Origin of the sequence: Vagococcus xieshaowenii (genome assembly GCF_004792515.1) — a bacterium.
Lineage (GTDB): Bacteria > Bacillota > Bacilli > Lactobacillales > Vagococcaceae > Vagococcus_A > Vagococcus_A xieshaowenii.
Map to the genome: position 1 here is coordinate 1,663,390 of NZ_CP038865.1, position 25,267 is coordinate 1,688,656.

Sequence of the window (25,267 nt, forward strand, 5' to 3'; positions counted from 1 at the left end):
GTTTATCTCCTTATTTTCCCATTTATTTTTGTTAGTATTTTTATTAACAAATTAGGTTCTAACTTGTTAATAATCTGTCGTTGTTCTTTTTTACTTAAAACAGGCAAATAAGCTTTTGATCGTAAAATAAGCTTTTGATCCATCTTACTTAGAAATACTTGCCCATAGTTATTAATAACAAATTTAGTGTAATATAATTCTTGATTCTCTAAATACTCAGTCAATGTTAACGGCTGTGCCATAAATGCTTTCAACTCTGCCAAATCTACAGTGTCCGTTAACCAATAAATACCATTAAATTCTTGGTAAAGATGATAAACCTCATAATCCAATCCTTTTGTCAAAACAGTTTTTTTTCCTTTTCCGATTGCTTCAGCAATCGAATAGCCTAATGTTTCATAATCTGATGTCGATATATATACATAATTATTAGGCATCTCTTGGTTTATTAATACATTGGTAATTTTCTGTTCTTCTTTAATTTTTTTATAAGTCGCTTCCTCTGGCCCATAACCATTTAGATACACTGAATAATCAGAACCTAATTGTCTAGCTAAGTTGATAATTTTACTTATTTTCTTTGAACGTTCTTCAAATCTTGAATAGCAAAGTAAGTTATTTGTAACTTCAGCTGGCTTATCAGCGAACGATTCAATAATATGTAATAAGCTAACATTCAAAGTGAAATAATTTTTTAAATTAAACTTTTTCTCAAAGCTATCCCCTATCCGTTGAGAAGCTAAACGATACAAATCAATCCCATTAGAAGATAATGATTCCCTAGTCTCAGTAATAAATGATAGTGGACCATGAACTTCACCTACAATAATAGTTTGGGGATTGGCTTGTTTAATTACAAGAGCAAGTTTGAAATAACTTTCTCTTGTAATAATCACTACATCAAAGTTAGTATCATGAATAATATTCTTAATAGAAGTAATCGTTATACTTTGATTGCTCCATCCCTGTATTTCCATAAATTGATGATTCGCAATTTTTTTTCGATTAATTACATTATAGATGGCTACTTCATGACCCAAGGCTAGAAATTCATTTGCTAAATTCAAACTACTTCTCGTAGTTCCACCTGCAGAATAAATATTCGATGTTACTATGCCAATTTTTTTTTTATTCAAAGACAGCCTCCCATTCTCTCACTGACTGCTCATCTACTCCAGCAAAATCAAATGGTTCAAATTTAGGTTTATTTTCAATATATTGCTTAATTCCTAAAGTTATCCCTGACAATGAGTTATCTACAATCAAGCCATTTTCAGGTGTTAATTTTTCAATAGTGGCTGGAATGTTTACTGTTATAATATCAGTCCCCACAGCTAATGCTTCATATAAAACTAAACCTAATCCTTCATAAAGTGACGATAAGACAAAACAATCTGCAGCTTTTAATAATGGATACGGATTATCCATACGTCCTAAAACAATGATTGCCTCTTTAGCTGGAGAATTTTCAATTTGCTGAAGAATCCTAGCACGTAATGGTCCGTGAGGAGCAACCAAAATCAGGCGTACATTTTGATTATTTAAATAGTTAGTTTCAAAAGCCGTAATCAAACGATCCTGACTTTTTTCTTTAGCATAACGTCCAATATGAATAAAATGTACCAACTGATTGTTAGCTAACTCTTCTATTAAAAGTTCTTTAGTTTTTACATCATCGGCTACTTTATTAGGATAAAAATCAACTGAAACTCCCTCTAAACTACCTATCAGTGATTCTTCTGCTTTTTGCTTTACTTTGTCTACGTTAAGAAAATTATTCACAACTTTAATGTTAGCTTCTCTATCAGGTAATCGTTTATCCATTTCTGCTTTTATTTCCTTATTTACTGGAATAATTGCATCGACTTTTTCATATACCTTACTCATAATTTTCATACTAAAACTATGCTTTAATTCATACTCCTGATACATATCTGTATGCATAAAAGTTCCTGTCTTACATGGAATATCTGATATTAACATTTGAGCAATTTCACGTTCAAAGCCCGTATAAGATATAAACCAATCAATCTTTAAATCACCAAATAATCGTCTATATTCTCGGTGATAAATCTTTTTCATGATTGCCTGATTTATTTCGCTATCCATTTTTTCATCTTTCAAGTAACGTAATCGAAGAATTTTCTCTTTTGTCGTTCCTTGAGGGATTCCTGAAATTGGATAATACTGAACATTATCAGGAAAGCTTGCTAGCTTACTGAAATGTTCTGGTCGCATTAACTTTTGATAAAAGAACAGTACATAGTTTCGCTCATTTGTATCAATAGCATCAAACATATTCATTAACGCAGTTGTAATACCATTATCCCACAAACCTCCCACCATTAAAAACACTGTTTCTTTATTATTATGAACATGACGTGTCACCAATGTATCCATAGACGATTCGTCGAATAACATATGATTTAAAACTTCTTGAGTCCCTAACTCATGATCATAATTACAGAACTCAGATAAAAAACCAGTGTAATCAATCTCGTAGCATGAATTCGTTACTAAACTGGTAAGTTCCTCCAAAGTGGTAGCTTCTTCAAAGGGAAAAGTACTTAGGTCTCTATATACTCCTCGCGTTGAGAAATATTCTTCTTTATCATATGTATATAAAATAATTTTTTGATTAGTATTTGCGAAATCAAACATTATAGATGAATAATCTGTAATTAAAATACTAACAGATTTTAAAAAGTCATAAAGTTCCATTGAGTCATCAAAAAACTTAATTTCCGGATAATCTTCCGGATTAATAGCCTTCATTTGAAATGGATGCAGTTTAACTATCAATTCTTGATTAGATTTCATTTTGGCACTTAAATCACTTAGAGTTTGCATTAATTTTGTTTCATCAACCAACTGTTGATCAATAGTTGTCCCTCGCCACGTTGGCATATAAAAAACTATTTCTTTTCCATTGTTAAATACTGTCTCACTAAACAGTAAACTGTTTCTTGGTGACGGGCCAACTATTATTTCACCATTGTATATTCCAGTTAAACCATAAGCCTTAGTCATAACTTCTCTAGTATAGTCATTAGAAAAATATAGACGATCTGCTTGATAAAAATTTCGTTGCACGTTAGAAACCGCTAAAGGGTTGTCAGTTTCATTCCCCATTTTTTTTAAAGGCGTACCGTGCCAAACAATATAATACCGTTGTTCAGGTCGTTTATTAAAAAAATCCCAAAACGTAGTATCATTAATCAAATACCTAGCTGTAGCTAAATACTTCATCGCCTCTTTCCCCATGAATTTCACAAATTTAATTTTTTGTAGTCCATATTTAGTGACTAAATCTGTATATTTTTTTATATCTTTTACAGAAACAACTATTTCAAACTCTTGATACTTTGAGTTTTGGCATAGTTCCAAAGCTAAAGCAAAAATATGACCATTAAAGGCATCTCCTTGTGTTCCCTCTAAAAAAATCAATTTTGAGTTTATGGGTAATTTTTCACAATAATTCAAGTAACTAATTGTCTCTCTATGTAAAATATTCTGTTTGAACATTCTAGCCATCTTATTTATCATCATCTATTACTCCTTTATAGTCTATTAGACCATTCTTATTACGATGAAAATCACCCTAAATTATACCATATATTAGGTATATTTTGGATATCTATCTTTTATGCTCTACAGTATGGAATATTATAATTGTCATTTTTCTTATCTGTGCTCATCACTTCGAATAATAAGTTTTTTTTTACTCCATAACTTCTCATCAACTAATAGTTACATAAATAGAAAAAGCGTTAATTAGGTAAGCATTTCTCACACTAATTAACGCTTTAATTTATCTCATAAAATTAATGGATATCTGTCGATTTCACCCATCCTATTTTACCTTTTCCTGATTTAGTATACTTAATTTGATACCATGTTCCACTACTTATAGACGATTTATTCATCACTGAATATCTTTTACCAGACATATCTGTTGTTAAATCAATACGTTTTGTACCTTTTACATAAGGACTTAAATAAATAGCGCCCTTATTAGTAGTGACTTGCATATTCTTAGAATAAGACGATGATGCCACCATATCGTTGGATTTAATCCAACCAGCTTTTTTCGCACCATTTTTTGTGTAGGAAACATAATACCATGTACCATATTCAGTTTCTGTTACTTTCGAAGGCTTCACAACACTTCCAGTTAAGCCAGTTGTCAAGTCGATGCGTGCTGTTCCTGCTTTATAAGCATTTTTATAAACTGCTCCCGCATTAGCTACTACAGCAAAAGACTTATTACTAAGCGTTTCTTCTAAATCACAGGACTTGATCCAACCTGTTTTAGATTTTCCACCTTGTTTATAACTTCCGTGGAACCAAATGCCATACGGCGTAGTCATTTTTTTAGTAACTTTAAATGCCTTGCTAGCAAAACCATTCGTTTCACCAATTTTTTTAGTCCCTGCTACATATGCTGATTGATAAACTGCACCACGTTCATTACCGATTTTTAGCGTTTTATTTATATTTTGACTATTAATGTACTGACTAATATCTGTTGATTTAATCCAACCTGTTTTATTAACTCCAGACTTTTTATAATTAAAACGATACCACGTTCCTGCTGAAGTCTTTGACTCACCTGTTAATTGAATTTTATTATGCAGCATTCCCGAAGTAACATCCAATCTTTTTGTACCAGAAATATAAGGTGTTTCATAAATCGCAGCATAGCCATTATTGATAAATGTAGGCATATTAATAGATTTAATTATATAAATTTCAGATACTAAATCATTTGAATTAAACCAAGCTGTTTTGCTAACGCCTTTTTGTGTATAAGTCCCTTGATACCACGTACTATAAGCAGAACTTTTTACCTTATTTAGTTTTACTACTTTATTATCGACATCTGAAAGCTTACCAGCTTGACCAACTCCAGGAACATAAGCATCTTTATACATAATTCCATTTGTTTTATTAATATACATTGTTTTATTATAAGCTTTTTCATTATTATAATTTTTTACATCTGTGGATTTAATCCAACCCGTTTTAGTTATATTGTTTTTCTTATAAGTAAAACAATACCATGTTCCATAATAAGTGCTTTGCTCACGATTCAAGGTAATCACTTGGTTAAGCATACCCGAAGTAGTGTCCAATCTAGCAGTCCCTAATGTATATGGTTGAGCATAAATAGCACCATTATTCTTATTGATAAAAACTTTACGATTAATTGCTTTCCCTTGAGGTGCCTGAGAGAATGTATACGTATAATCAATATTTACGTCAAATAATCTTGAACTATTACTATCACCCACAAATTTCATGGTACTACCCCATTGCCATGCAGCATTCCCTGTATTTAACAGATTGTTTTTGGATGGTGTATATGGATATTGAGCCACCCATGCTTTTTTAGCTCCGCCTAGACTATTCATATTTAATAATGGGCCAGAATTAGATTGAAACCAAAATAGACTTGCATAATGAATTACATTCCCGTATCCATTTGCTTTCAATTGATTCGCAAAAGTTACTGAATTACTTGTAACATTTCCCTTAGTCATGTTTTCATGTTCTGCATCATTTACTAGCACAGTATTAGTTGCTAATCCAAGCTTTTTAGCAGCTGCTGCAAAATAATTGGCTTCTGCTTTGGCACTTGCTGCTGTATTAAAGTGACTGAAATGATACGCACTTACTTTCAACCCTGCTGATTTAGCATTAGCAATTTGACTTGAAGCATAAGGGTTCATATAAGTTGTTCCTTCTGTTAATTTAACAACAACACCTGTTACTCCTTGGCTCTTCATATTTTGATAATCTTTAATTGAAATTGACGATTGATGAGATGCCACATCAATAAAATCTTTTCTTGGTAGTGAAGCATTGGTTGAGCTTAAATAAGAATAATTGGATGAAACATTTCTAGCTTGTTTTATCGTGCTACCCAGTACATTTTGATTATCTTCTGTAATTATTGGTGTTTCTCCCACATACACTGATTCTGCTTCGTTTTCATTCAATTCCGTTTTGGATGTTTCTGAATTAACTTCTTCTATCATTACTTGAACGTCATCTTTAGATGACATTTGACCTGACGTCTTTACTGGACTCACTTGTTCATCAATTTTATCACTAGAAAATTGAGTATCTTCTGATTCCTCTTCATTATTCATTTGAGCATCCATTGACGAGCTTTCTGATTCTTTTAAGTTTTCTAAACCTTGAACTTCTTCTAAACCTTCAGTATCTTGTGTATCAACTACTGCATCTGTATCTTGAACATTTTCTAGATCTTTAACACCTTGAACTTGAGATACTTCATCTCGAAAATCTGATTCACTTGTATTTGAAACAGCAACTACCGGTAAAGTTTGAGATAATAATAAACTCGAAATAGTTAAGAATTTAATACTTTTCATTTTCTAACTCCTTTCAACCTATAAAAATAACTATTACTATAATAAACTATTTATTTCATAAAAGGGCAATAATTAATATTTTTTTTCTAATAATTAATCATTTAATAAAAAAAAACTAATAAACTGACAAAAATATCATTTTTTCAGTTTATTAGTTTTTAAAACATTTATTTTCCACTGTTTTGTTCTTCTTTTACTATCGAATTCTTTTTATTAATTAAATAAATTGGTCGATCTTTGCTTTCTTTAAAAATGTTCCCTACATATTCACCTAAAACTCCTAATGAAATTAACTGTACACCACCAATAATTAATAATACAATCATTAGACTAGAATAACCTGGCAATGTAGTTTTCCCTAATAAAGCACGAACTAATGTATATAAGAAGTAAACAAACGCACTTAATGAAAGAGCAGTTCCAAAATATGTTGATAACTTTAGCGGAATTAATGAATTGGATAAAATCCCATCTTTAGCTAATTTAATTAAATCTTGCGTACTCCATTTTGATTCACCTGCAAATCTTTCGTTTGCTTCGAATTCAATACCAATTTTTTTAAATCCTATCTCATTGTATAATCCCTTGGTATATCTTTGTTTGTCTCTAAAAGATATCAAAGCTTGGACACATTCCTTGTCCAATAAGCGGAAATCACCAATGCCATCTTCAATCTTTGTTTGACTCAAAAAACTTAAGATTTTATAATACAGCTTGGACGAGTAGATTTTTAACATCGACTCTTTATGCCTTGTAACTCTTTTACCATATACATCTTGATATCCCATTTCCCACATATGAATTAACTCAGGAATTTTTTCTGGTGGATGTTGTAAATCCGAATCCATAATAATAGTAGCTTCACCTGTTGTATGTTCCAATCCAGCCAACATGGCTATTTCTTTTCCGTAATTACGTGATAAATCAATAACTTGAACATTTTTATCAAGATTTGCGACATTCTCCATTTTTTCTAAGGTATTATCTGTACTTCCATCATTTATGTAAACTATTTCAAAAGAGTACATTGGTATTTTTTTTTTCGAATACCTCTTTAATTTTTTTATAAAATTCCCCAATATTATCTGATTCATTATAAGCTGGAACACATATGCTAATTATTTTTTTCATAGCTAACTCCTTGTAATAATTTGATTTCCAAAAAGCAGATGATTGAATTAAAATAAATCCACCTACATAATGACCATTCAAACTAACCTATTCAATTTATTCAATGATACAATAATTTTTATTTTTAAATAAAATCAACAAAACGTGCTCTAAATTTCATATGTAAGTGTGAACCTAATGCTAATAAAATTAATACTAGTAACCAGAAAAAGATGGTTTGTGAGCCGATTTCCCAGAACCATTGGCGAGATAAGAATGAATCACGGAAACCATTAATAATATAGTATAACGGATTCAACTCTAATAATCTTACTAAACTGTCACGACCTTTAAATTGTCCCATTGTATGTAAGTTCCAAATTGGACCTGACAAATAAAATAATAGTCTTAATACCGATTGCAACATAATATGGTAATCTCTCACTAAGACAGTAATCGTTGCATTTAGTATGCCAAATGAGAACAAGAAGGCAATCATACAAATGAAATAATAAAAATATTGTAACCAATAAATCGTAATAGGCACTTTAGCAATAAACATTGCGATGATTAATAACAACATCATCCAACGATAACTCACAAAGTTACTAGCCATATTAACCGATGGCAAGACGCTCACTGGGAATTTCATTTTAGAAACCATCCCTACTTGTCTATAAATACTATTAGACATCCCTAAAATTGAACTATTTAAGAAGAACCATGTAATAATCCCCATCAACATCCAAACAATAAACGGTACGCCATCTACTTGTCGCCCACCGTTAACACCTAAACCAAACACTAAGTAATAAATTCCTACTTGAATCGCTGGATTTAAAAATTGCCACATAAGTCCTAAGTAATGACTTTGATAGGTTGCTTTTTCTTCATACGTAGAAATTCGTTTAATTATGCCAAAATTCTGAAATTGTTCTTTTAAAACTAATTTAATATCATTCACTTTAATTACTCCTTTGTTATTTCCCTTTGTTTGATTTATACCATTTCTTTGCTTTCATAACAAAAAGAGGTAGTTCTACAATCCGATACAAACGTTTAGGGTTACTCAATGAGCGATACAACCACTCTAAATTCAACTTGATAAAAATATCAGGTGAACGTTTTACTAACCCGCTTATCACATCAAAAGCGCCACCAACATCTTGAAAATATTTAGCTTCGACTTCTTGGTAGTGATTAGCTAACCATAATTCTTGTCTTGGAAATCCTAACGCAACGAACACCATATCTGTCTGTGAACGATTAATTGTTTCAACGATGTCTTGTTCACTCATGTTAGTATAACCATCAATACTTCCAGCTACCGTTAATCCAGGATAGTTTCTTTCGATATTTTCAACTGCTTGAGATAGTACATCGGGTTTTGCTCCATACAAGAAAATACGTTTATGATGTGTATCTGCAAATTTTAATAATTCATACATCAACTCGATACCCGCTACACGTTCTTTAATCTTTTTTTCTTGTTGTTGAGAAACTTTTACAATCCCAATGCCATCTGGTATTCGGTGTGTTGCTTGATTAATAAATGTAACGATTTCAGGATAATCTTCCGCGTGTAAACCGATTTGCGGATTCACACTAATAAATGTAAAGGGACCTGTTTGTCTATCTAACTCAGGTAAACTTTGGACAATCTCAGAAAGCGTAATGGCGTCTACTTCTAACCCATTAATGTATTCAATTGTCATAACGTTTCTCCTATTTCTTTAATTCTTGTTTAATGTGTGCTATTAAACGTATTGTTGCCCGACCATCATTGGCAGTATGCCATTCAGACAAAGAACCATTTTTATACAATTCTAATTGATCAAAGGCTTGTTCTAGTATTTCTTTTGTTTCAACCGGATGCACATGGTGACGCTGATAAAAATCAGGTTGAATCCCTACTGTTTGACAGTAGCTTTCTAAATCAAACGTATAATAAATCGTATGACCATCAGGCTTAGCCAATTCATACTCAAAAGGTATCGAAGAATAATCTGTTATGAGCACATCCACTGAAAATAACAGTTCTTTTAAAGTTAATCCTCGTAAATCAATTTGAATATGCTTTAATACATCAACAGACAATTGCTCTAATGTATGAGGATGGAATTTTCCCAATACAACATAGTCATCTGATAATGATGGAACAACTTTTTGCCAGTTTTCAGTAGACATAGTGACTTCTCGATACGTTGGCGCATATAACACTATCTTTTTATCTTTTACTTCAGGAAACATCTGCTTAAACTTATTCTCAGCTATTATTTTTGCTTCTTGATTAAAGAAAAAGTCTGTTCTAGGAACACCTGTCAACAACATTTTTTTAGTTGGCTGTAGGTAACTTTTCTCAAACACATTTGCCATTTCCTCTGATCCTACTACATAGTAATGGGTCGAATTATACACTTTCTGAAAGCGTTCTTGATCTTGATGACTTCTCAAAGTCGTCTTAGGGTCTTCCCAACCAAAGCACTTAATAGCACCTGCAGCATGCCAAATTTGATAGATAGTTGTTTCTTTCGAAAAATTTATCGCACCTATAAACGCAAAATAGTTATCCATAATAATAACTTTTGCCTGTTTTAACATAGGTAAACCTTTAATAAAAAACCCTAACGAGTTAATTTGAATACATTCAATACCCAATGATTGGTACTTTTTTACTTCGTCAACTAACTGTTTTTGATACAAAATCGTTAGTTTATCAATTAAAGGGTCTTGGTCTAACATTTGGATTAACTGATCATTGTTTTCTGGGAAACTTAATAAGTACATCACATGATGTGACGAATTTTTTTTACTAAACATCGTAAAAAAGCTCACCACTTTCATGTAAATATCTTTCAAACACTGATTGAACTTATCGTTCATATTCTCCACTCCGAACTACTCTTGTTCAATAAATTTTTCTAACGTTAACAGCTCTTTAGTTGGTGACACTACTGATTGGAAAAGTGTCGCAGGATTTTTCACTACTGACATTAACGATTTACCGCTCAAATGTGTCGCACCAAAAAATAGTAAGGCAACTATTCCTAATGCTAACATTCCTTTCGTCCAACTGCTCATTTTACCAATTGCTGGTTCAGCCAATGCTTCTTGTCCTAATCCTTGCTCTTTAGCAAGTGCTGGTAATTTGTCTTTTGAAAAATCACGTTGTTGGTCTTTGTATTCATTTTGATACTCTTTCTTTTCTTTAGCTGATAATCCTTTAAACCATTGCGTAAATTCTTTATATTTTTTCACTACTTCTTTGGTTTCACCATATTCACGTAGCTCTCCGTAATGCATCCATACAACTTTGTCACAAATTTTTTCGATTTGGCCTAATGAATGACTAACAAAAACGATTGTTTTACCTTGCTCTTTAAATAGTTGGATACGATCGATACATTTTTGGTAAAACGTATCATCCCCAACTGATAATGCTTCGTCAATAATTAGGATATCGGGGTTTTGATGAACCGCAACAGCAAAGCCTAAACGAGACTTCATCCCGCTTGAGTAATTTTTAACTGGTTGATCAATAAATTCACCTAAATCTGCAAATGAAACAATTTCTGGCATTAAGTCATCAATCTGCTTATTGGTCATCCCCGTCATTAAACATTTCAAACGAATATTCTCCATTCCTGTTAATTGACCTTTAAGCCCTGCGCCAATTGCAATGATGGATGTTTCACCGTTGATTTCCATAACTCCTGATGTGTGCGGAATAATACCTGCGATAATATTAGATAACGTTGATTTACCCGAACCATTAATCCCGACTAAACCGACCGTTTCACCCGCTGGTACTTCTAATGTCACACCTTTTAATGCCCAAAAATGTGGCACATTTTTTTGAGAAAACTTAAAAAGTGCCTTAATCTTATCTGATTTTTGTTTATATAGATCATACTCTTTTGTGACAAGTTCTAATCTAATTTTGATTTCTTTATTCATATATACCACCCTAGTTAATTATTCTTCCTAGTTCTATTTTTGAATTTCGCTTTTCATTATAGCAAAAATCCCAACATTTTTCTTCCTTTATTCATTAAAAAACAAGAGCGTGACATAACTTGTCACGCTCTTTATGTCCTGTGTTAATTTACTTCTCTCTATTTTAATCCGGCATTGCCATACCATCTTGTGGATAAGTTCTTGGTGAAACAAAGCCATTTGTTTCAAATTCATAATCTGGCGCATCTCGTTCATCTTCGGGTTCTTTGCCCAATAATGAATTGATTTTATGACTCACATAAGCGATACTGTCTTCATGAAGACCTACATAACTAGCACCATAATAATTAAAGCTCATCCATGATAATTTATTTTGATTAATCTTATACTTAGTTGTTAAGCCAGACTCACCAACTTTTAGAATGGTTGAACGATCTAAGTTAGTCCAAAAATGACCATCCATCGCTTTTAGAACTGACTCTAATTTTGAAATAGACCCTACGTTCATGGCTTGATTGATTAAAGACATCAATACTTCCTGTTGACGGTTACCACGCTCGATATCATTATCTTTTTTACGCGTACGAGCAAATGCTAGAGCTTCTTCACCATTTAGACGTTGCTTACCTTTTTTAAGTTCTACTACAACTTCTCCCTTAGCATTTTGTTCCTTAATATCGTACGGCACTTCAACCTCAACCCCACCAAAGGCATCAACGACACTTTCAAATGCGTTAAAATCGACAGTTATATAATAGTTGATTGTTGTATTGAATAAGTATTCAACAGCATCCAACGCTGCTTCAGCTGACTCTGATTCAACATTTTTCCCTTCTGACTTAGCATAAGATTCGCCTTGTGCGTAAGCAGAATTAATTTTTTCATAGCCTTGATAATAATTTGGTACTTCTATATATGTGTAAGTGTCACGTGGAATGCTTACCATATTAATAATTTCTTTTTCTGGACTCATTGTTAGTAAAATCATTGAATCAGTACGTGTACTTTCTAATCCACGATCATCATCATTGTCTACCCCCATTAATAGAATAGAAATAGGGTCATTGATTGGATCAATATGTTGATTCAAATTAGTACGTGTCGAAATTGGGGAATAAGAGTTATCAATAACTGAAGCCGTTTTTGATACTAACTTAGCCGCCCACACCAAGCCAACAACAACTAAAGATAATAATACAATTAAAAGCGTCTTTAAGAACTTACTACTGTTATTCTTTTTTCGTTTAGCCTTATATGTTTTCTTTTTCACTTGACTACGACGATATTCTGACCTAGAACCTACTTGGTAATCCTTCATATCTAATACTTCCTTTTTATTTTTCTTATTAATTTTTATATTCATATCAAAAATAATCGGTTAATTATATCATAATTCACGAGACAATTGTACAATGTTTAAGTAAACTTAAGATTTCATGATTATTTACTAGTTGGAACACCTGAATTTTTAAGGTATAATGGAGCGTGTAACTATATGAAAGTAGGTAACTTTATGAGTTTTATTTTAAGTTTAATCTTACGGCTAATATTAACTTTCATCATTGCAGCCGGATTAACCCCTCTAATTAGACGCTTATCATTTTGGATTGGCGCTGTCGATACTCCTAACAAACGAAGAATCAATAAGACTACCATGCCTTCTGCAGGTGGCCTTGCCATATATTTAGCTTTTTCGATTGCTATATTATTCCTCTTTAAAGATATTTTTAGTACTGTTTATTCACTAAAATTAATTCTAGGTGGCGGTATTATTGTTCTTACCGGACTCGTTGACGATATAAAAGAAATATCACCACGGGCTAAAACTTTAGGCATGTTATTAGCCGCATTTTATACCTATTTTATTTTAAATATCCGAATGGATATCGTCAATGTCTTTTCTTTTGAAAATATTAATGTTGGTTGGTTAAGCTTACCGTTGACTATTTTATGGATTTTAGGATTTGTTAATGCCATCAACTTAATTGACGGATTAGATGGCCTTGCATCCGGTGTTTCGATAATTGCTTTAACAACAATTGGTTTTATCGGGTATATAGCATCTTCTAGTGGGGCAATTGTTGTTCAAGTTCCCATTATGATGTTTATTTTAGTAGCTAGCATTAGTGGCTTCTTACCTTATAATTTCTTTCCAGCTAAAATTTATTTGGGTGATACTGGCGCACTCTTCTTAGGTTATATGATCGCTATTTTATCACTACAAGGACTTAAAAATGCTACATTAGTCACGTTAATTACACCATTAATCATTTTAGGTGTGCCGATTACTGATACATTTTATGCTATTATTCGACGAAAACTAAAAAAACAATCAATCGCAAAACCAGATAGCATGCACTTACACCATCGTTTATTGTCTCTTGGCTTTACACATCGTGGCGCTGTTTTAATGATTTATGTGTTAGCTCTAACTTTTTCAATCATTGCCTTACTTTATTCAGCGGCAAGTCCGATTGCCAATGTAGTAATGATTGTTGCTGTATTAGTCGGTCTAGAACTGTTTGTTGAGCAAATTGGCCTAGTTGGTGAAGATCAACGTCCTTTATTAAATGCTATGAGATATATTGGAAATCGTGCTTACCGACAACAAGTACGTAAGGAACGCGAACAAAAGAAACATCGTAATCAAAAAAGATGAGTCACTAACAATTAGTGACTCATCTTTTTTGCTAATAATTTCTTTTTAACCCTTGTTAAGCTGATGCGTTGTTCTTTTGCAGGTCCTTCGATAAATTCTTGTGTCGCTGCATTTAACACACCACCCAAAATAATTACAATCGCGGCAAAATTAAGCCATAATAAGACGACAATCAAGCTCCCTAATATACCATAACTGTTATAGGTACTGGCAAAATACGTAATATAATACCCAAAAATCTGTGTCAATCCCATCCAACCAAGCGTTGCAAAAATAGCCCCTGGAAAAATATAACGAATTTTTGATTTAACATTTGGTAAAGTATAATAAATCAAACACATGGTCAAAAAGATGCCACCCATAGTTGTAGGAAGTTTCCATGAAGACAAGTTTTTATACACCTCTTCAACAATTGGAAAATCTGGGGCAACATGTTCAATTACACCTTGACCAAAAGTGAAAATTGTTGTTAATAACATCATGACTAACATAAAAGAAAAAATTATCCCAACTGATAAAATACGCCTCACAATAAAATTTTGACTTTTTCCTACACCGTACACTTTATTTAACGATACTTGTAAGGCATTAATACTCCGACTAGCTGCCCACATCGTCGTTAACGCAGAGATAGATAATAAGCCACCGTAACTTGTTCCCAATAATGAAACGATTGTGCCTTCTATTAAATTATAAATTTCTAGAGGAATAAGTATTTTTATGTAATTTAAGACTTCCGCACTATCAATTGAAATATAAGGTAATAAGTTCCCAATCATGATAATTAAAGGAAAGACAGAAAAAAGAAGATAATAGGCAATCGCAGAGGACGACGTACCAATTTCGCCCCGTCCCACATTTTTCCATATCAATTGGCAAAAATGCCGAAAAGATTTTGGTTTCATATGCTTGTCCATTAACTTCCTCCTCCTCAACCTTTTATTCTGGTGATTGTTCTGTTAATAAAATGGGGCCTTCTTTTGTAATAGCTAATGTATGTTCGTATTGACAGCTCAAACCACCATCTTGTGTATAGGCTGTCCAACCATTATCATCCATTTTCATTTTCCAAGTACCTGTATTAATCATTGGTTCAATGGTAATTACCATTCCTTCTTTAAGACGCAATCCTTTACCAGCTTCGCCGTAATGCGGAATTGCTGGCGCCTCATGAATGGTTGGTCCAATACCATGTCCTACAAAATCACGAACGACTCCGTATCCTTGCGCTTCAGCATACGTTTGAATAGCATGACCAATGTCACCCACACGATTACCAACTTGTGCTTGTTCAATTCCAAGATATAATGCTTTTTTTGTCACTTCCATTAAATGATCAATTTCAGGTGTTGATTGACCAACTACATAAGACCAACATGAATCTGACATCGCGCCGTTTAAATCAATACACATATCGACTTTAATTAGGTCCCCATCTTTTAACACTTTACGTCGGGGGAAACCATGACAAATTTCATCATTGATACTACAACATGTGGCATATTCATAGCCTTCATAACCAATCTGTGCTGGAATGCCACCATGATCAACAATAAACTTATGAACAAACTCTTCTACATCCCAACTTGTAATACCTGGTTTAATAAATGTACGTAAGTTTTCATGTACTTTCGCCAGTAATTCACCAGATTTTTTCATATTTTCAATTTCTCTTGCTGATTTTAATGTAATCATATTTTTTCTCTCCTTCATTTACTTAGCACACCTATTCTAGCATATTGTTTTTTTTTTACCAAATTCAATTCATCACATAAATTATTTTCAAACGTTGATTTTCTGTTATAATAAATCATATCTATTAAACAGACCGAAAGGATGAAATTTATGGCACTAGCTAAAATTGTATATGCAAGTTTAACGGGAAACACCGAAGAAATAGCTGATATCGTAGCAGAAGCATTAGAAAATGAAGGTTTAGAAGTAGAAATTGATGAATGTACACAAGTCGATGCTGATGATTTTTTAGAAGCAGATATTTGTGTGATTGGTACTTATACTTATGACGAAGGCTCTTTACCTGATGATATTGTCGATTTATATGAAGAATTAAAAGAATTAGACTTATCTGGTAAAATTTATGGCGTTGTGGGATCGGGAGATACGTTCTACGAAATGTTCTGTTCAGCTGTCGATGATTTCGACCAAGCGTTTGCTCAAGCTGGAGCAACAAAAGGGGCCGAATCAGTTAAAGTGGATTTAGCTGCTGAAGAAGACGATATTGTTAACTTAGAAAAATTCGCCAAAGAATTAGCTAGCAAAGTAAATTAATCGTATACATAAACGACGAGCAAAAAAAGGTTGCGATTAAAATCGCAACCTTTTTTACTATTAAAATTAGCTAAACTCTATGCTCTTTTCATACTCAAAAGACATATCTCTTACTTCATCGATTAAAGAAATAATTTGTTCTCTTGATGGACGATATAATCCTGATGAATTCAACGTCGCAATCCCTGTTGCTAAAATCCATGTGCTGATAAATAAATTATGTTTCTTTTCATCTGATAACTGAGCAAATTCTTCGTCTTGATTCATGTGTTTCATAAATACTTGTAGATTGAATTGATTTAATGCATCCGGATCTAAATTCTCTTCCACATAAATTGCTCGATACATTACTCGTTCATTACGTGCAAATTCTATGTAATTTAATATGATATCGTACAAAAATTCTCCTGTTATTTCTTTTGAAAAAACATCATTAACAAGATGTTTTTTTATCATTTCTAACACTTGCGTTCTTAGATCTTCCATATTTTCAAATTCTAAGTAAATAGGCTGTGTAGAACACTTCATTCTTTGTGCAATATTTCGTGCGGTAAACTTATCAAACCCTTCTGTTGACACTAATGAATACGCTGCATTTAATACTTGATCTTTTGTTATTGTCTTTCTTCTAGCCATAAATAGTCACCCCAATATTTCAACGTTTTTTAATACAACTTATTTTAAAACTCCTTTTTTACACGTTATTATTATAACATAAAAGGATAGGTAAAAAAACATTTTTATATTATTTCATCATTTGTTAACATTTTTTTCACAAACTATTATTGGAATTGTTAATTCCACCCATTAATGATAAAATTAAAGAATACTGAGACTTAGGGGGACATATCTATGGAAAATTTCAACACATATTTACAGAAATATGCAGAATTAATCGTAAAAACAGGAGTTAATGTTCAAAAAGGTCACACTGTGGTTGTTAACATTGATGTAGAACAAGCAGAATTAGCACGTTTGATTGTAAAAGAAGCTTACAAACTAGGGGCTAGTAACGTTTCTGTTCAATGGTCTGATGATGTTGTATCTCGCGAATTCTTCGCTAATGCAACAGAAGAAAATCTAACAACTATCCCACAATACAAAATAGACGAAATGCAATCTTGGGTGGATGAAGGCGCAAGTCGTATTAGTGTTGTTTCTAAAAATCCTGACGCTTTTGCTGGTATCGACTCTGATCGAATCGCTAAATACCAACTAGCTTCTGGTAAAGCAATGTTTCCATTACGTGAAGCAACCCAAGCTAACAAATTAAGTTGGACTGTCGTAGCTGCGGCTGGTAAAGACTGGGCTGCAAAAGTATTCCCTGATTTAGAATCAAATGAAGCACAAGTTGATGCTTTATGGGATCAAATTTTCAAAACAACTCGTATTTATTCAGAAAATCCAATCGCTGCTTGGGACGATCATGATAAAACATTATGCGCTAAAGCGGATGAACTGAATGCTGAGCAATTCGATTCACTACATTACACAGCACCAGGAACTGACTTGATTATTGGTTTACCAAAAAATCATCGTTGGGAAGGCGCTGGAAGTGATAACGTACGTGGTGAGCACTTCATGGCAAACATGCCAACAGAAGAAGTCTTCACAGCTGCTGATAACCGTCGTATTGATGGTGTCGTTTCAAGTACTAAGCCCTTAAGTTATGCTGGCACAACTATTGAAGGAATGGTCTTTAAGTTTGAAAACGGACGCGTCGTTGAAACAACTGCCGAAAAAGGCGAAGATGTTTTATTAAAACTTTTAGAAACAGACGAAGGTGCACGTAGTATTGGTGAAGTTGCCTTAGTCCCTAACCAATCACCAATTTCTCAATCAGGTATCGTTTTCTACAATACATTATTTGACGAAAATGCTTCTAATCACTTAGCATTAGGCTCTGCTTACGCGTTCAACGTTGAAGGTGGAACTGAAATGACGCAAGAAGAATTAGCAGCTGCTGGTTTAAACCGTAGTAATACACACGTTGATTTCATGATTGGCTCTGCTGATATGAACATCGATGGTATCCGCGCTGACGGAACTCGTCAACCTATTTTCCGTAATGGTGAGTGGGCTTAATTCTTTAGTATAAACTATATTTATGAATCTATAACGAACAATAGTGAATCGTTCAAAAACATTAAAATCCAGTAATTAGAGTCTGTGACAAAAGTTAGTGTTATTAGTCTAAGATGAAGAATTCGAAACGGACGAAAAGAGTTGTTTTTCGATTCTATAATATTTGGTGTTGACTTTAAGACAAAAAAGAGAGCTCAATCTGATAAAATCAAAGTCAACTAAAGCCAAAAACATATCATAGGGTCTCTTATAAAATGGCTATATAATAAATAGGACTGATGAAGGATTTTTCCTTCTACAGTCCTATTTTTGTATTTAATTATTAAAAAACATATCGCCTTTTGTTAATATTAAGTTACGACACAAAATAAACAAAAGGAGCGATATGCTATGACTAATGATATCAAAAAAATTTATGGAATTGAAGACCCTAATTTAATAATTTCTAGTGTTTCCGAAGGAACCTATCGTAATAAGCCTGCGAAAATTATACAAGCTAGCTATAAACCTAAAGCCATAGTTTGCCCCAAATGTGGTTCTTCGCCTCGAAACAACACCGGAAAGTACATTATTGTTAAGAATGGTTCTAAGAAGGTAGATGTCCTATTGACACATGAGAACACTGGGATTGTCTCTAAGAAGTTATCTAAACAGCGCTATCGTTGTTACAATTGCAATACGCACTGGACTTCGCAAATTGATTTAGTTCAACCTTCCCATAATATTTCAAGGATAATTGAAGCTAAAATCATTGAATTAATAGCTGAAAGAATTTCTCTTAAATTAATTGCGAAATTATGTAGTGTTTCAATTAGTAAAGTGATTCAGGTATTAAAAGCTTTAGAAACATACGTGATAGAATTTATATTTCGCAAGGATTAATTTTTCAAAATATCACATAAAAAAGGTGAAGCTTTTACACTTCACCTAGTCACTTATTTTAGCAAATTTGAGCCCATCAACACTATTTGAGAAAGAACAGTTAAATTCTCACAATTGTTTATAGTTAAAAAGACTACTACTTCCCATATTCAATTATTACCTTCTACGCTTAAAGAGTAACATACTACAAATTACTAACATTCCACCTACTGTAAGTAACATCCCCTTTTTTTCTCCCATTTTTGGTAAATATATATAAGTGCTATCTTCACTTGTATCATCTTGTTTAAATTCTGTCGGTTCCGTTGGCTCTGTCGGCTCTGTCGGTTCCGTCGGTTCCGTTGGCTCTGTCGGCTCTGTCGGTTCCGTCGGTTCCGTTGGCTCTGTCGGCTCTGTCGGTTCCGTCGGTTCCGTCGGTTCCGTTGGCTCTGTCGGCTCTGTCGGTTCCGTCGGTTCCGTTGGCTCTGTCGGCTCTGTCGGTTCCGTCGGTTCCGTTGGCTCTGTCGGCTCTGTCGGTTCCGTTGGCTCTGTCGGCTCTGTCGGTTCCGTCGGTTCCGTTGGCTCTGTCGGCTCTGTCGGTTCCGTCGGTTCCGTTGGCTCTGTCGGCTCTGTCGGTTCCGTCGGTTCCGTTGGCTCTGTCGGCTCTGTCGGTTCCGTCGGTTCATAAAAATATATAACTTCTTGAGGTTCTTTAGTAAAGATACCTTCTGAATTTAAAGGGATTTCCAATAAGTTCCAACCTTCAAAGTCTTTTTTCTCTGATACATATGGTAAACCTATTTCCCCATTTAAAGTTACTATTTCAAGAATTGTATCTTCATCTTTACTTTTATAATAAACAGTTACAGGTCCCGCCTGAATTTCGGGCAATAAAATATCAATAGTTGCTTCTATATTATGCTCATCATCACTAGGTGCATCGAATCCTTTAATATTTGCAACATTTGTAATAACATTAGATTCTACCTTATCAGTTATTAATCCTGGAAGTTTTACTATAATTGAAGTAGAAGATTTAACTAGAGGAATATCAATAACTATTCCCTCATTGTCATTTTTAACTATAGTAATACTATCAGAATCTGTAATCTCAACGGACAGCCCATTTTTATTATTTTTTTCGATTACTGTTAATTTTTCTGGTTTATAATCAATTCCAAGGGGCATAAAATCTGTAATTCTCACATTTTTTATGTTTGAATTGCTTCCTGTAGTCATTAAATTAGAATATGTAATCGTATACTCTATCTCATCATTTATTTTAAAGTCACCCTGATTACTAGATAAATTACTCACTTCCTTAGTACCAATCGCTTGTAAATTTGTAATATATCTAGAAGTTACTCCAGATTGATATAAAACATCTCCTTCAGTAATATAATCCGTGGTCATATTAATTGGCAAAACACTGGGTTCAACTATTACTTTATGAAATTCTAAAGTAGCTGGAATATAAAAGCTCATCTCTCCTATATAATCTGATGATATACCTAGAAATCCAGAATTAATTTCTATTGTTATAGTATGATCTTTTTCATTTACTACAATATTATCCCATTCAATTTCTTTAATCCCCTCTGAAATATTCTTTTGAAATTTTAAACTTTGAGAAAAATCTATTTTAATTTCAGGAGAATAATTTATTGTAGTGATAATACTAGTAAAGCGGTTATCTTCCGGTGTTGAATACAAAGTATTTACTTTTATCATTGGTACAATAGTTAATTTGTCACCATCAAAAGCTTCCCACTGAGGAACACTCGTTTCATCAATGCTTTGATTTCCTGATGCAACAGACGTTAAATGTGTATTATTTCCAATTCCTAAAGTACTAATTATGTGCCTATTATAAGTTTTACCGTTATTATCAGAATTAGCATGATAGTCGGGTAATGGCAAATTATTTATGTTTTCAACACTTGCATCGGCACTAGTTCTTATTAAAAACATTGCTATAGTCAACAAAAAAAATGATTTAATGATATTTTTCTCCATAATAAATAAACTCCTTTTATTTTTTATATTTTCCTTTATTATTTATACGATTATATTGGCCACTACTTAATTAGGTATTATTATAAATAATTTAAACTGCTTTATAACTAGTCTAAAACGAATTATATAAAATTCTCTCCAACTAACTTTGTTAACCTTGTAATTTCACATAATAAAATTCATTTTTATAGAACATTACTTTTTTGAAATTTACCATAAGCAACACTATTTTGTCAAATTCCAGAAAACAGTTTAAGATAGTTCCATTTACAGTAACACCTTATATTTTTCCTTTAAATAAAGCTTTGGTGGTATAATCAGGAAAATAACTATCCTCGCCCAAATCAATAGCTTGTTTAATTTCTTCTTCAGATTTTAAGGTCCTTTTGTTAAAAAATCATCTATATTAATAACTTTCCTCAAATTACTGTGTGGCATCATTTTTTCAAAAGATACAACCTTAAAGTATTTATACGTTAATAGATTTATCCAAATTTTCTTCAGTACAAACACGATACAATTTTTTTGATTTAGGAATTTATTTTGAAATTTGTTCAATTACATTGATGTTGAAAGATTGACCAATAACTTTATACGTTAAATAGTTTTTATTTAGGAATCTAACAAATTCCTTAACTTGATTTTCTCGCTGTTTCAATTCTATATCATAATTAATATTATCTTTATACCTATCAAAACATCTTGTAATTTTAAAAAGATGATCCCTTATATAATTAATTGGACCAAGTTTATTTTAATGCTTACAAATTCTGAAAAGCAAATACTGTTCTTTCTTTTAAAATACTAAATCTTCTTGTATAAATTTAGATCCATAATTTAGCACTTAATCATATAATGAAAAAGTGTGTTCAATTTATCCTTCATACTCCACCTATATGTGAATATACATGTTCTGCCTTCTTATTATCTTTTCATATTTCTCTAAAAAATTTCACATTAATTATTAACTAATGAATTATTAATAGTTCTAATAATTATTTTAATATATTATTCTCTTAAAACTTATACGTCCCCTGTAGGAATCGAACCTACAACTAAACCTTAGGAGGGTTTTGTTATATCCATTTAACTAAGAGGACTCAACGTCTTTATTTTCCCACTTTTACATTGCTCTGTCTAGACAGATAAGCAAAAAATCTATCCTAACACCCGGTAAGTCGTGTTAAGATAGATTTTTTTAATACGCGGCTTCCATAGATGCTAACATTTTTATTAGTTGTTTTTTCTTGAATGGTGCTAAAAACATGCCAAACATCATGTCATTCGCTTTTTGAAGTACACCGTGTGAGATCATTTCTTCTGTATACGTGACTTCACATTGTTTATCTGAAAGTGCTTTGATCGCATAACTAACCGTAAAATCATTGCGAACCGTTGAGGTATTAAAACGATAAAGTTCATTTTTTTGTGCTGCCTCAATGCTAATTTTTGCCCGACTATTTTTTGAAAATTCTTTAACGTAAGAGTAGTTCGTTAACTGATGTTCTTTAACCGTTTCACCGGTACTTTTACGAATATCAAATAGGACGGAATTAATCACTTGCTGGTAAAAAAATTCTGCTGGCACATTTAAGGTCTTAACGATTTTCATTTGATTTCACCTCGGTTTGTTTTGCTTTTTTGTTGGCTCTAAATGAGAGAATACCACCTACAATGATTAAGGTAACAGCTGTCGTCATTAGCAAGAAATCATACTCTAACGTCACTCGATTCACGCAAAACATAAACATTATCAATCCTATACTAATTAAAAACAAGCCATTCTTCATCATTATCTTTCTCTCCTTTAATTCATCTGTTGACTACGCTGGTGTACATTGGAAGAACAAAACACTTCCCCAAGGTTGTGCTTTGATACTTTCTTTAGCTACTTTAACTGCCTCTTCAGCGCTTGCTCCTTTTACTTCAAATAATAATTTGATACCTTTTTTCTCTTTATAAGTAAACGTCACATTTTCCGTTAAACTTTCTAATAATTCAATCACTTTATCTTGTTGCATCGCCACATTTACTGCAATCATGGTTCTTCCTCCTATAATAATAACAGGGGTCGCAGTAAAAAGCACTGCTTCCCCTTGATTTTTATTAACCAATTCTTTTATTTTCTAATGACCTTTTTGATGAAGAATGGATCTTAAAGTACTTTACTTAAACGCTCACTCAAGCACTTTTTAATCTGGCATTCGCGAGCATCCCTTCGAACATAATGTCTACCCTTTCAAAAACATGAGAAGCTGTTTTTGAATGGTTTTCATTATTTTTCGGGGATAAACGCTCACTCAAGCACTTTATGTAATCCGGCTTTTGAGTGCAGTCCTTCGGAAATATCTCTTAACAGTTTAAAAATTTGAGAAACAATTTTTAACTGTCCTTCGATATTTCTCAGGCCTACCCGCACTCGCAAGCACTTTATTGTTCTTCCATTTTGTTTGCTGCGATAACGAATGGTGCGTAGATAATGAATGAGACAACCATACAGATTAATGTTACGATTGGTGCTCTCCAGTCTGCTCCTGTTGCTAAGAATGATAATAATAGTGGTGGTGTTACCCATACTACTTGTTGAGAAACAGGGTTAACTAAGTCCATTGTTGTTGCAAAGTAACCAATTGCTGTTGTTACTAATGGTGCTAATAAGAATGGAACAAACATGATTGGGTTTAATACGATTGGTAATCCAAACATAACAGGCTCGTTGATGTTGAAGATACCAGGTCCTAATGATAATTTACCGATTGTTTTGTAATCTGCACGTTTAGAGAAGATTAAAATGGCAATAATTAAAACGATTGTACCACCTGAACCACCAAACATTGTGTAAGCGTCAAATGAACCACGTACCCATTTGTATCCTTCAGCTTTAACTAACTCAACGCCACCTTCGTTAAACAAGTTAACGTTTTTAATTTGGGCAACTCCCCAAATTCCTTCTAAAACTGGCGCTAAAACGTTCATTCCATGAATTCCGAAGAACCAGAATAATTGAATAAAAATTGTTACTAACACAACTGCTCCAAAACCTTGAGATAATCCTAATAATGGTTCAGCGATTGTTTTTTGTACCCAATCGATGAATAACATACCAGTACCTTTAGTAAAGAAGTAATTGAAAATACCAACTACATATAATGCTACTAATGCTGGAATAATCGCTGCGAACGCTTTACTTACAGCAGGAGGTACTTGTTCTGGCATTTTGATTGTAATATTTTTATTCATTAATTTAGAAAAAATAACTACTGCTACAAATCCTAAAATCATTGCAGTAAAGAACGCATTACCATTTAAGTGATCAAGTTTCAACCAACCCCAAGCATTATTAGTTACTTGGTCAAATACTGTGACAGCTCCTGTTGCTGCATCTTTTACTTCGACTGTTTCTACTGCTGATCCTACTGCTTTTAAGGCATCAATTGCTTTAGTGCCTAATTCTCCTTGTGGCACTTGAACGGCAGCTGGTGCTGAGAACGCAATTCCTTGAATCAACGCCCCTACAGAAACTAATCCACCGGCTAAGTCATTGACACCGTATGCTCGAGCAATGTTATACCCTAGTGAGAAAGCAAACATCAAACCGGCAATTGCTAATGTCCCATTCCATACATAACCATTAATTCCAATAATTTCTTTAAACACTGGAATAGTATTAGCATCATAACCGTCAATAAACTGTGTTGGTAAATCACGAATGATTGCATTAATTAATACCGCCATTGATCCTGCCATTGTTACTGGCATCGTACCGATGAAAGCATCTCTTAAAGCAACCAAATGTTTTTGATTACCAATTTTTCCTGCGACTGGAAGAATATATCTTTCCAACCAAGTTGTTAAAGCATTCATGCTTTTCCCTCCAAAACTTTTTTAT

Annotated in this window: 21 protein-coding genes and 1 tRNA gene; 4 read left to right on the plus strand and 18 right to left on the minus strand. The window is 33.0% G+C overall.

Going from position 1 to position 25,267, the window contains the following annotated elements; translation table 11 throughout:
• Positions 1-2: 2 nt before the first annotated feature.
• The 9 genes from E4Z98_RS08025 to E4Z98_RS08065 all read right to left on the minus strand — a co-directional run bounded on the left by E4Z98_RS08025 (position 3) and on the right by E4Z98_RS08065 (position 12,786).
• Positions 3-1,136 carry a glycosyltransferase family protein gene (locus E4Z98_RS08025; RefSeq protein ID WP_135255010.1) on the minus strand — a complete coding sequence of 378 codons (1,134 nt, stop codon included), beginning with the start codon at positions 1,134-1,136 and terminating at the stop codon, positions 3-5.
• Entirely contained in the window at positions 1,129-3,549 is a 2,421-nt protein-coding gene (locus tag E4Z98_RS08030) for a glycosyltransferase (protein WP_135255011.1), read from the minus strand. The genes E4Z98_RS08025 and E4Z98_RS08030 overlap by 8 nt, the downstream gene beginning before the upstream one ends.
• A gap of 275 nt (positions 3,550-3,824) precedes the next feature.
• Positions 3,825-6,401, minus strand: a complete 2,577-nt coding sequence (locus tag E4Z98_RS08035; RefSeq protein ID WP_135255012.1) for a GH25 family lysozyme — start codon at positions 6,399-6,401, stop codon at positions 3,825-3,827.
• A gap of 167 nt (positions 6,402-6,568) precedes the next feature.
• Positions 6,569-7,429: a glycosyltransferase family 2 protein gene (locus E4Z98_RS08040; RefSeq protein ID WP_241856685.1), complete on the minus strand. Its 861-nt coding sequence runs from the start codon at positions 7,427-7,429 to the stop codon at positions 6,569-6,571.
• Positions 7,430-7,656: 227 nt separating this feature from the next.
• A complete protein-coding gene (locus E4Z98_RS08045; protein WP_135255014.1) occupies positions 7,657-8,475 on the minus strand; it encodes an ABC transporter permease in 819 nt (272 codons plus the stop codon).
• Between the two features lie 16 nt (positions 8,476-8,491).
• A complete protein-coding gene (locus tag E4Z98_RS08050) occupies positions 8,492-9,226 on the minus strand; it encodes a WecB/TagA/CpsF family glycosyltransferase (protein WP_135255015.1) in 735 nt (244 codons plus the stop codon).
• 10 nt (positions 9,227-9,236) lie between these two features.
• Positions 9,237-10,394 carry a CDP-glycerol glycerophosphotransferase family protein gene (locus tag E4Z98_RS08055; protein WP_135255016.1) on the minus strand — a complete coding sequence of 386 codons (1,158 nt, stop codon included), beginning with the start codon at positions 10,392-10,394 and terminating at the stop codon, positions 9,237-9,239.
• A gap of 15 nt (positions 10,395-10,409) precedes the next feature.
• Positions 10,410-11,468, minus strand: a complete 1,059-nt coding sequence (gene tagH, locus E4Z98_RS08060) for a teichoic acids export ABC transporter ATP-binding subunit TagH (protein WP_135255017.1) — start codon at positions 11,466-11,468, stop codon at positions 10,410-10,412.
• A gap of 163 nt (positions 11,469-11,631) precedes the next feature.
• Positions 11,632-12,786 carry an LCP family protein gene (locus E4Z98_RS08065; RefSeq protein WP_167790953.1) on the minus strand — a complete coding sequence of 385 codons (1,155 nt, stop codon included), beginning with the start codon at positions 12,784-12,786 and terminating at the stop codon, positions 11,632-11,634.
• Positions 12,787-12,963: 177 nt separating this feature from the next.
• Between E4Z98_RS08065 and E4Z98_RS08070 the strand changes: the two genes are divergently transcribed.
• Positions 12,964-14,127 (plus strand): glycosyltransferase family 4 protein, encoded by a 1,164-nt coding sequence (locus E4Z98_RS08070; RefSeq protein WP_425353660.1) that lies wholly within the window; start codon positions 12,964-12,966, stop codon positions 14,125-14,127.
• Between the two features lie 11 nt (positions 14,128-14,138).
• Here E4Z98_RS08070 and E4Z98_RS08075 read toward each other — a convergent pair whose 3' ends face one another.
• On the minus strand, positions 14,139-15,044 hold the full coding sequence (locus tag E4Z98_RS08075) for a YihY/virulence factor BrkB family protein (RefSeq protein ID WP_135255020.1): 906 nt from the start codon (positions 15,042-15,044) through the stop codon (positions 14,139-14,141).
• Between the two features lie 22 nt (positions 15,045-15,066).
• Positions 15,067-15,822, minus strand: coding sequence for a type I methionyl aminopeptidase (map, locus tag E4Z98_RS08080; protein WP_135255021.1), 756 nt, complete (start codon positions 15,820-15,822; stop codon positions 15,067-15,069).
• Between the two features lie 150 nt (positions 15,823-15,972).
• Between map and E4Z98_RS08085 the strand changes: the two genes are divergently transcribed.
• Positions 15,973-16,416 (plus strand): flavodoxin, encoded by a 444-nt coding sequence (locus E4Z98_RS08085; protein WP_135255022.1) that lies wholly within the window; start codon positions 15,973-15,975, stop codon positions 16,414-16,416.
• A gap of 66 nt (positions 16,417-16,482) precedes the next feature.
• On the opposite strand, the gene E4Z98_RS08090 is transcribed toward E4Z98_RS08085, so the two are convergent.
• Positions 16,483-17,052, minus strand: a complete 570-nt coding sequence (locus E4Z98_RS08090; RefSeq protein WP_135255023.1) for a TetR/AcrR family transcriptional regulator — start codon at positions 17,050-17,052, stop codon at positions 16,483-16,485.
• Between the two features lie 216 nt (positions 17,053-17,268).
• Here E4Z98_RS08090 and E4Z98_RS08095 point away from each other — a divergent pair, with 216 nt between their 5' ends.
• Together E4Z98_RS08095 and E4Z98_RS08100 are read left to right on the plus strand one after the other, a co-directional pair.
• The gene (locus E4Z98_RS08095; RefSeq protein WP_209316318.1) at positions 17,269-18,501 is read left to right on the plus strand and encodes an aminopeptidase; all 1,233 of its coding nucleotides are present in this window, start codon (positions 17,269-17,271) and stop codon (positions 18,499-18,501) included.
• Positions 18,502-18,891: 390 nt separating this feature from the next.
• Complete coding sequence (locus E4Z98_RS08100; RefSeq protein WP_135961189.1) at positions 18,892-19,383, plus strand: transposase; 492 nt, start codon at positions 18,892-18,894, stop codon at positions 19,381-19,383.
• Positions 19,384-19,539: 156 nt separating this feature from the next.
• On the opposite strand, the gene E4Z98_RS10125 is transcribed toward E4Z98_RS08100, so the two are convergent.
• From E4Z98_RS10125 to E4Z98_RS08130, 6 genes are all read right to left on the minus strand, one after another.
• Positions 19,540-21,378 carry a MucBP domain-containing protein gene (locus E4Z98_RS10125; RefSeq protein ID WP_210410152.1) on the minus strand — a complete coding sequence of 613 codons (1,839 nt, stop codon included), beginning with the start codon at positions 21,376-21,378 and terminating at the stop codon, positions 19,540-19,542.
• A 1,028-nt stretch (positions 21,379-22,406) separates the two neighbouring features.
• A tRNA-Arg gene (locus tag E4Z98_RS08110) sits at positions 22,407-22,478 on the minus strand.
• A gap of 98 nt (positions 22,479-22,576) precedes the next feature.
• Entirely contained in the window at positions 22,577-22,990 is a 414-nt protein-coding gene (locus E4Z98_RS08115) for a DUF3284 domain-containing protein (RefSeq protein ID WP_135254247.1), read from the minus strand.
• A complete protein-coding gene (locus E4Z98_RS08120; RefSeq protein WP_135254246.1) occupies positions 22,977-23,171 on the minus strand; it encodes a DUF3188 domain-containing protein in 195 nt (64 codons plus the stop codon). Before E4Z98_RS08120 ends, E4Z98_RS08115 begins: the two co-directional genes overlap by 14 nt.
• 30 nt (positions 23,172-23,201) lie before the next feature.
• Complete coding sequence (locus E4Z98_RS08125) at positions 23,202-23,420, minus strand: hypothetical protein (RefSeq protein WP_135255000.1); 219 nt, start codon at positions 23,418-23,420, stop codon at positions 23,202-23,204.
• Between the two features lie 388 nt (positions 23,421-23,808).
• Entirely contained in the window at positions 23,809-25,242 is a 1,434-nt protein-coding gene (locus tag E4Z98_RS08130) for a PTS sugar transporter subunit IIC (protein ID WP_135961190.1), read from the minus strand.
• Between the last annotated feature and the right edge of the window lie 25 nt (positions 25,243-25,267).

Bases quoted from the DNA above. Each gene is read 5' to 3' on its own strand.
- E4Z98_RS08050 (WP_135255015.1), bottom strand. From the start codon at position 9,226: ATGACAATTGAATACATTAATGGGTTAGAAGTAGACGCCATTACGCTT.
- E4Z98_RS08065 (WP_167790953.1), bottom strand. From the start codon at position 12,786: ATGAAGGATTACCAAGTAGGTTCTAGGTCAGAATATCGTCGTAGTCAA.
- E4Z98_RS08095 (WP_209316318.1), top strand. From the start codon at position 17,269: ATGGAAAATTTCAACACATATTTACAGAAATATGCAGAATTAATCGTA.
- E4Z98_RS08075 (WP_135255020.1), bottom strand. From the start codon at position 15,044: ATGGACAAGCATATGAAACCAAAATCTTTTCGGCATTTTTGCCAATTG.
- E4Z98_RS08115 (WP_135254247.1), bottom strand. From the start codon at position 22,990: ATGAAAATCGTTAAGACCTTAAATGTGCCAGCAGAATTTTTTTACCAG.
- E4Z98_RS08070 (WP_425353660.1), top strand. From the start codon at position 12,964: ATGAAAGTAGGTAACTTTATGAGTTTTATTTTAAGTTTAATCTTACGG.
- E4Z98_RS08130 (WP_135961190.1), bottom strand. From the start codon at position 25,242: ATGAATGCTTTAACAACTTGGTTGGAAAGATATATTCTTCCAGTCGCA.
- tagH (WP_135255017.1), bottom strand. From the start codon at position 11,468: ATGAATAAAGAAATCAAAATTAGATTAGAACTTGTCACAAAAGAGTAT.
- E4Z98_RS08040 (WP_241856685.1), bottom strand. From the start codon at position 7,429: ATGTACTCTTTTGAAATAGTTTACATAAATGATGGAAGTACAGATAAT.
- map (WP_135255021.1), bottom strand. From the start codon at position 15,822: ATGATTACATTAAAATCAGCAAGAGAAATTGAAAATATGAAAAAATCT.
- E4Z98_RS08055 (WP_135255016.1), bottom strand. From the start codon at position 10,394: ATGAACGATAAGTTCAATCAGTGTTTGAAAGATATTTACATGAAAGTG.
- E4Z98_RS08120 (WP_135254246.1), bottom strand. From the start codon at position 23,171: ATGATGAAGAATGGCTTGTTTTTAATTAGTATAGGATTGATAATGTTT.
- E4Z98_RS08035 (WP_135255012.1), bottom strand. From the start codon at position 6,401: ATGAAAAGTATTAAATTCTTAACTATTTCGAGTTTATTATTATCTCAA.
- E4Z98_RS08125 (WP_135255000.1), bottom strand. From the start codon at position 23,420: ATGATTGCAGTAAATGTGGCGATGCAACAAGATAAAGTGATTGAATTA.
- E4Z98_RS08100 (WP_135961189.1), top strand. From the start codon at position 18,892: ATGACTAATGATATCAAAAAAATTTATGGAATTGAAGACCCTAATTTA.
- E4Z98_RS08090 (WP_135255023.1), bottom strand. From the start codon at position 17,052: ATGGCTAGAAGAAAGACAATAACAAAAGATCAAGTATTAAATGCAGCG.
- E4Z98_RS10125 (WP_210410152.1), bottom strand. From the start codon at position 21,378: ATGGAGAAAAATATCATTAAATCATTTTTTTTGTTGACTATAGCAATG.
- E4Z98_RS08085 (WP_135255022.1), top strand. From the start codon at position 15,973: ATGGCACTAGCTAAAATTGTATATGCAAGTTTAACGGGAAACACCGAA.
- E4Z98_RS08030 (WP_135255011.1), bottom strand. From the start codon at position 3,549: ATGATGATAAATAAGATGGCTAGAATGTTCAAACAGAATATTTTACAT.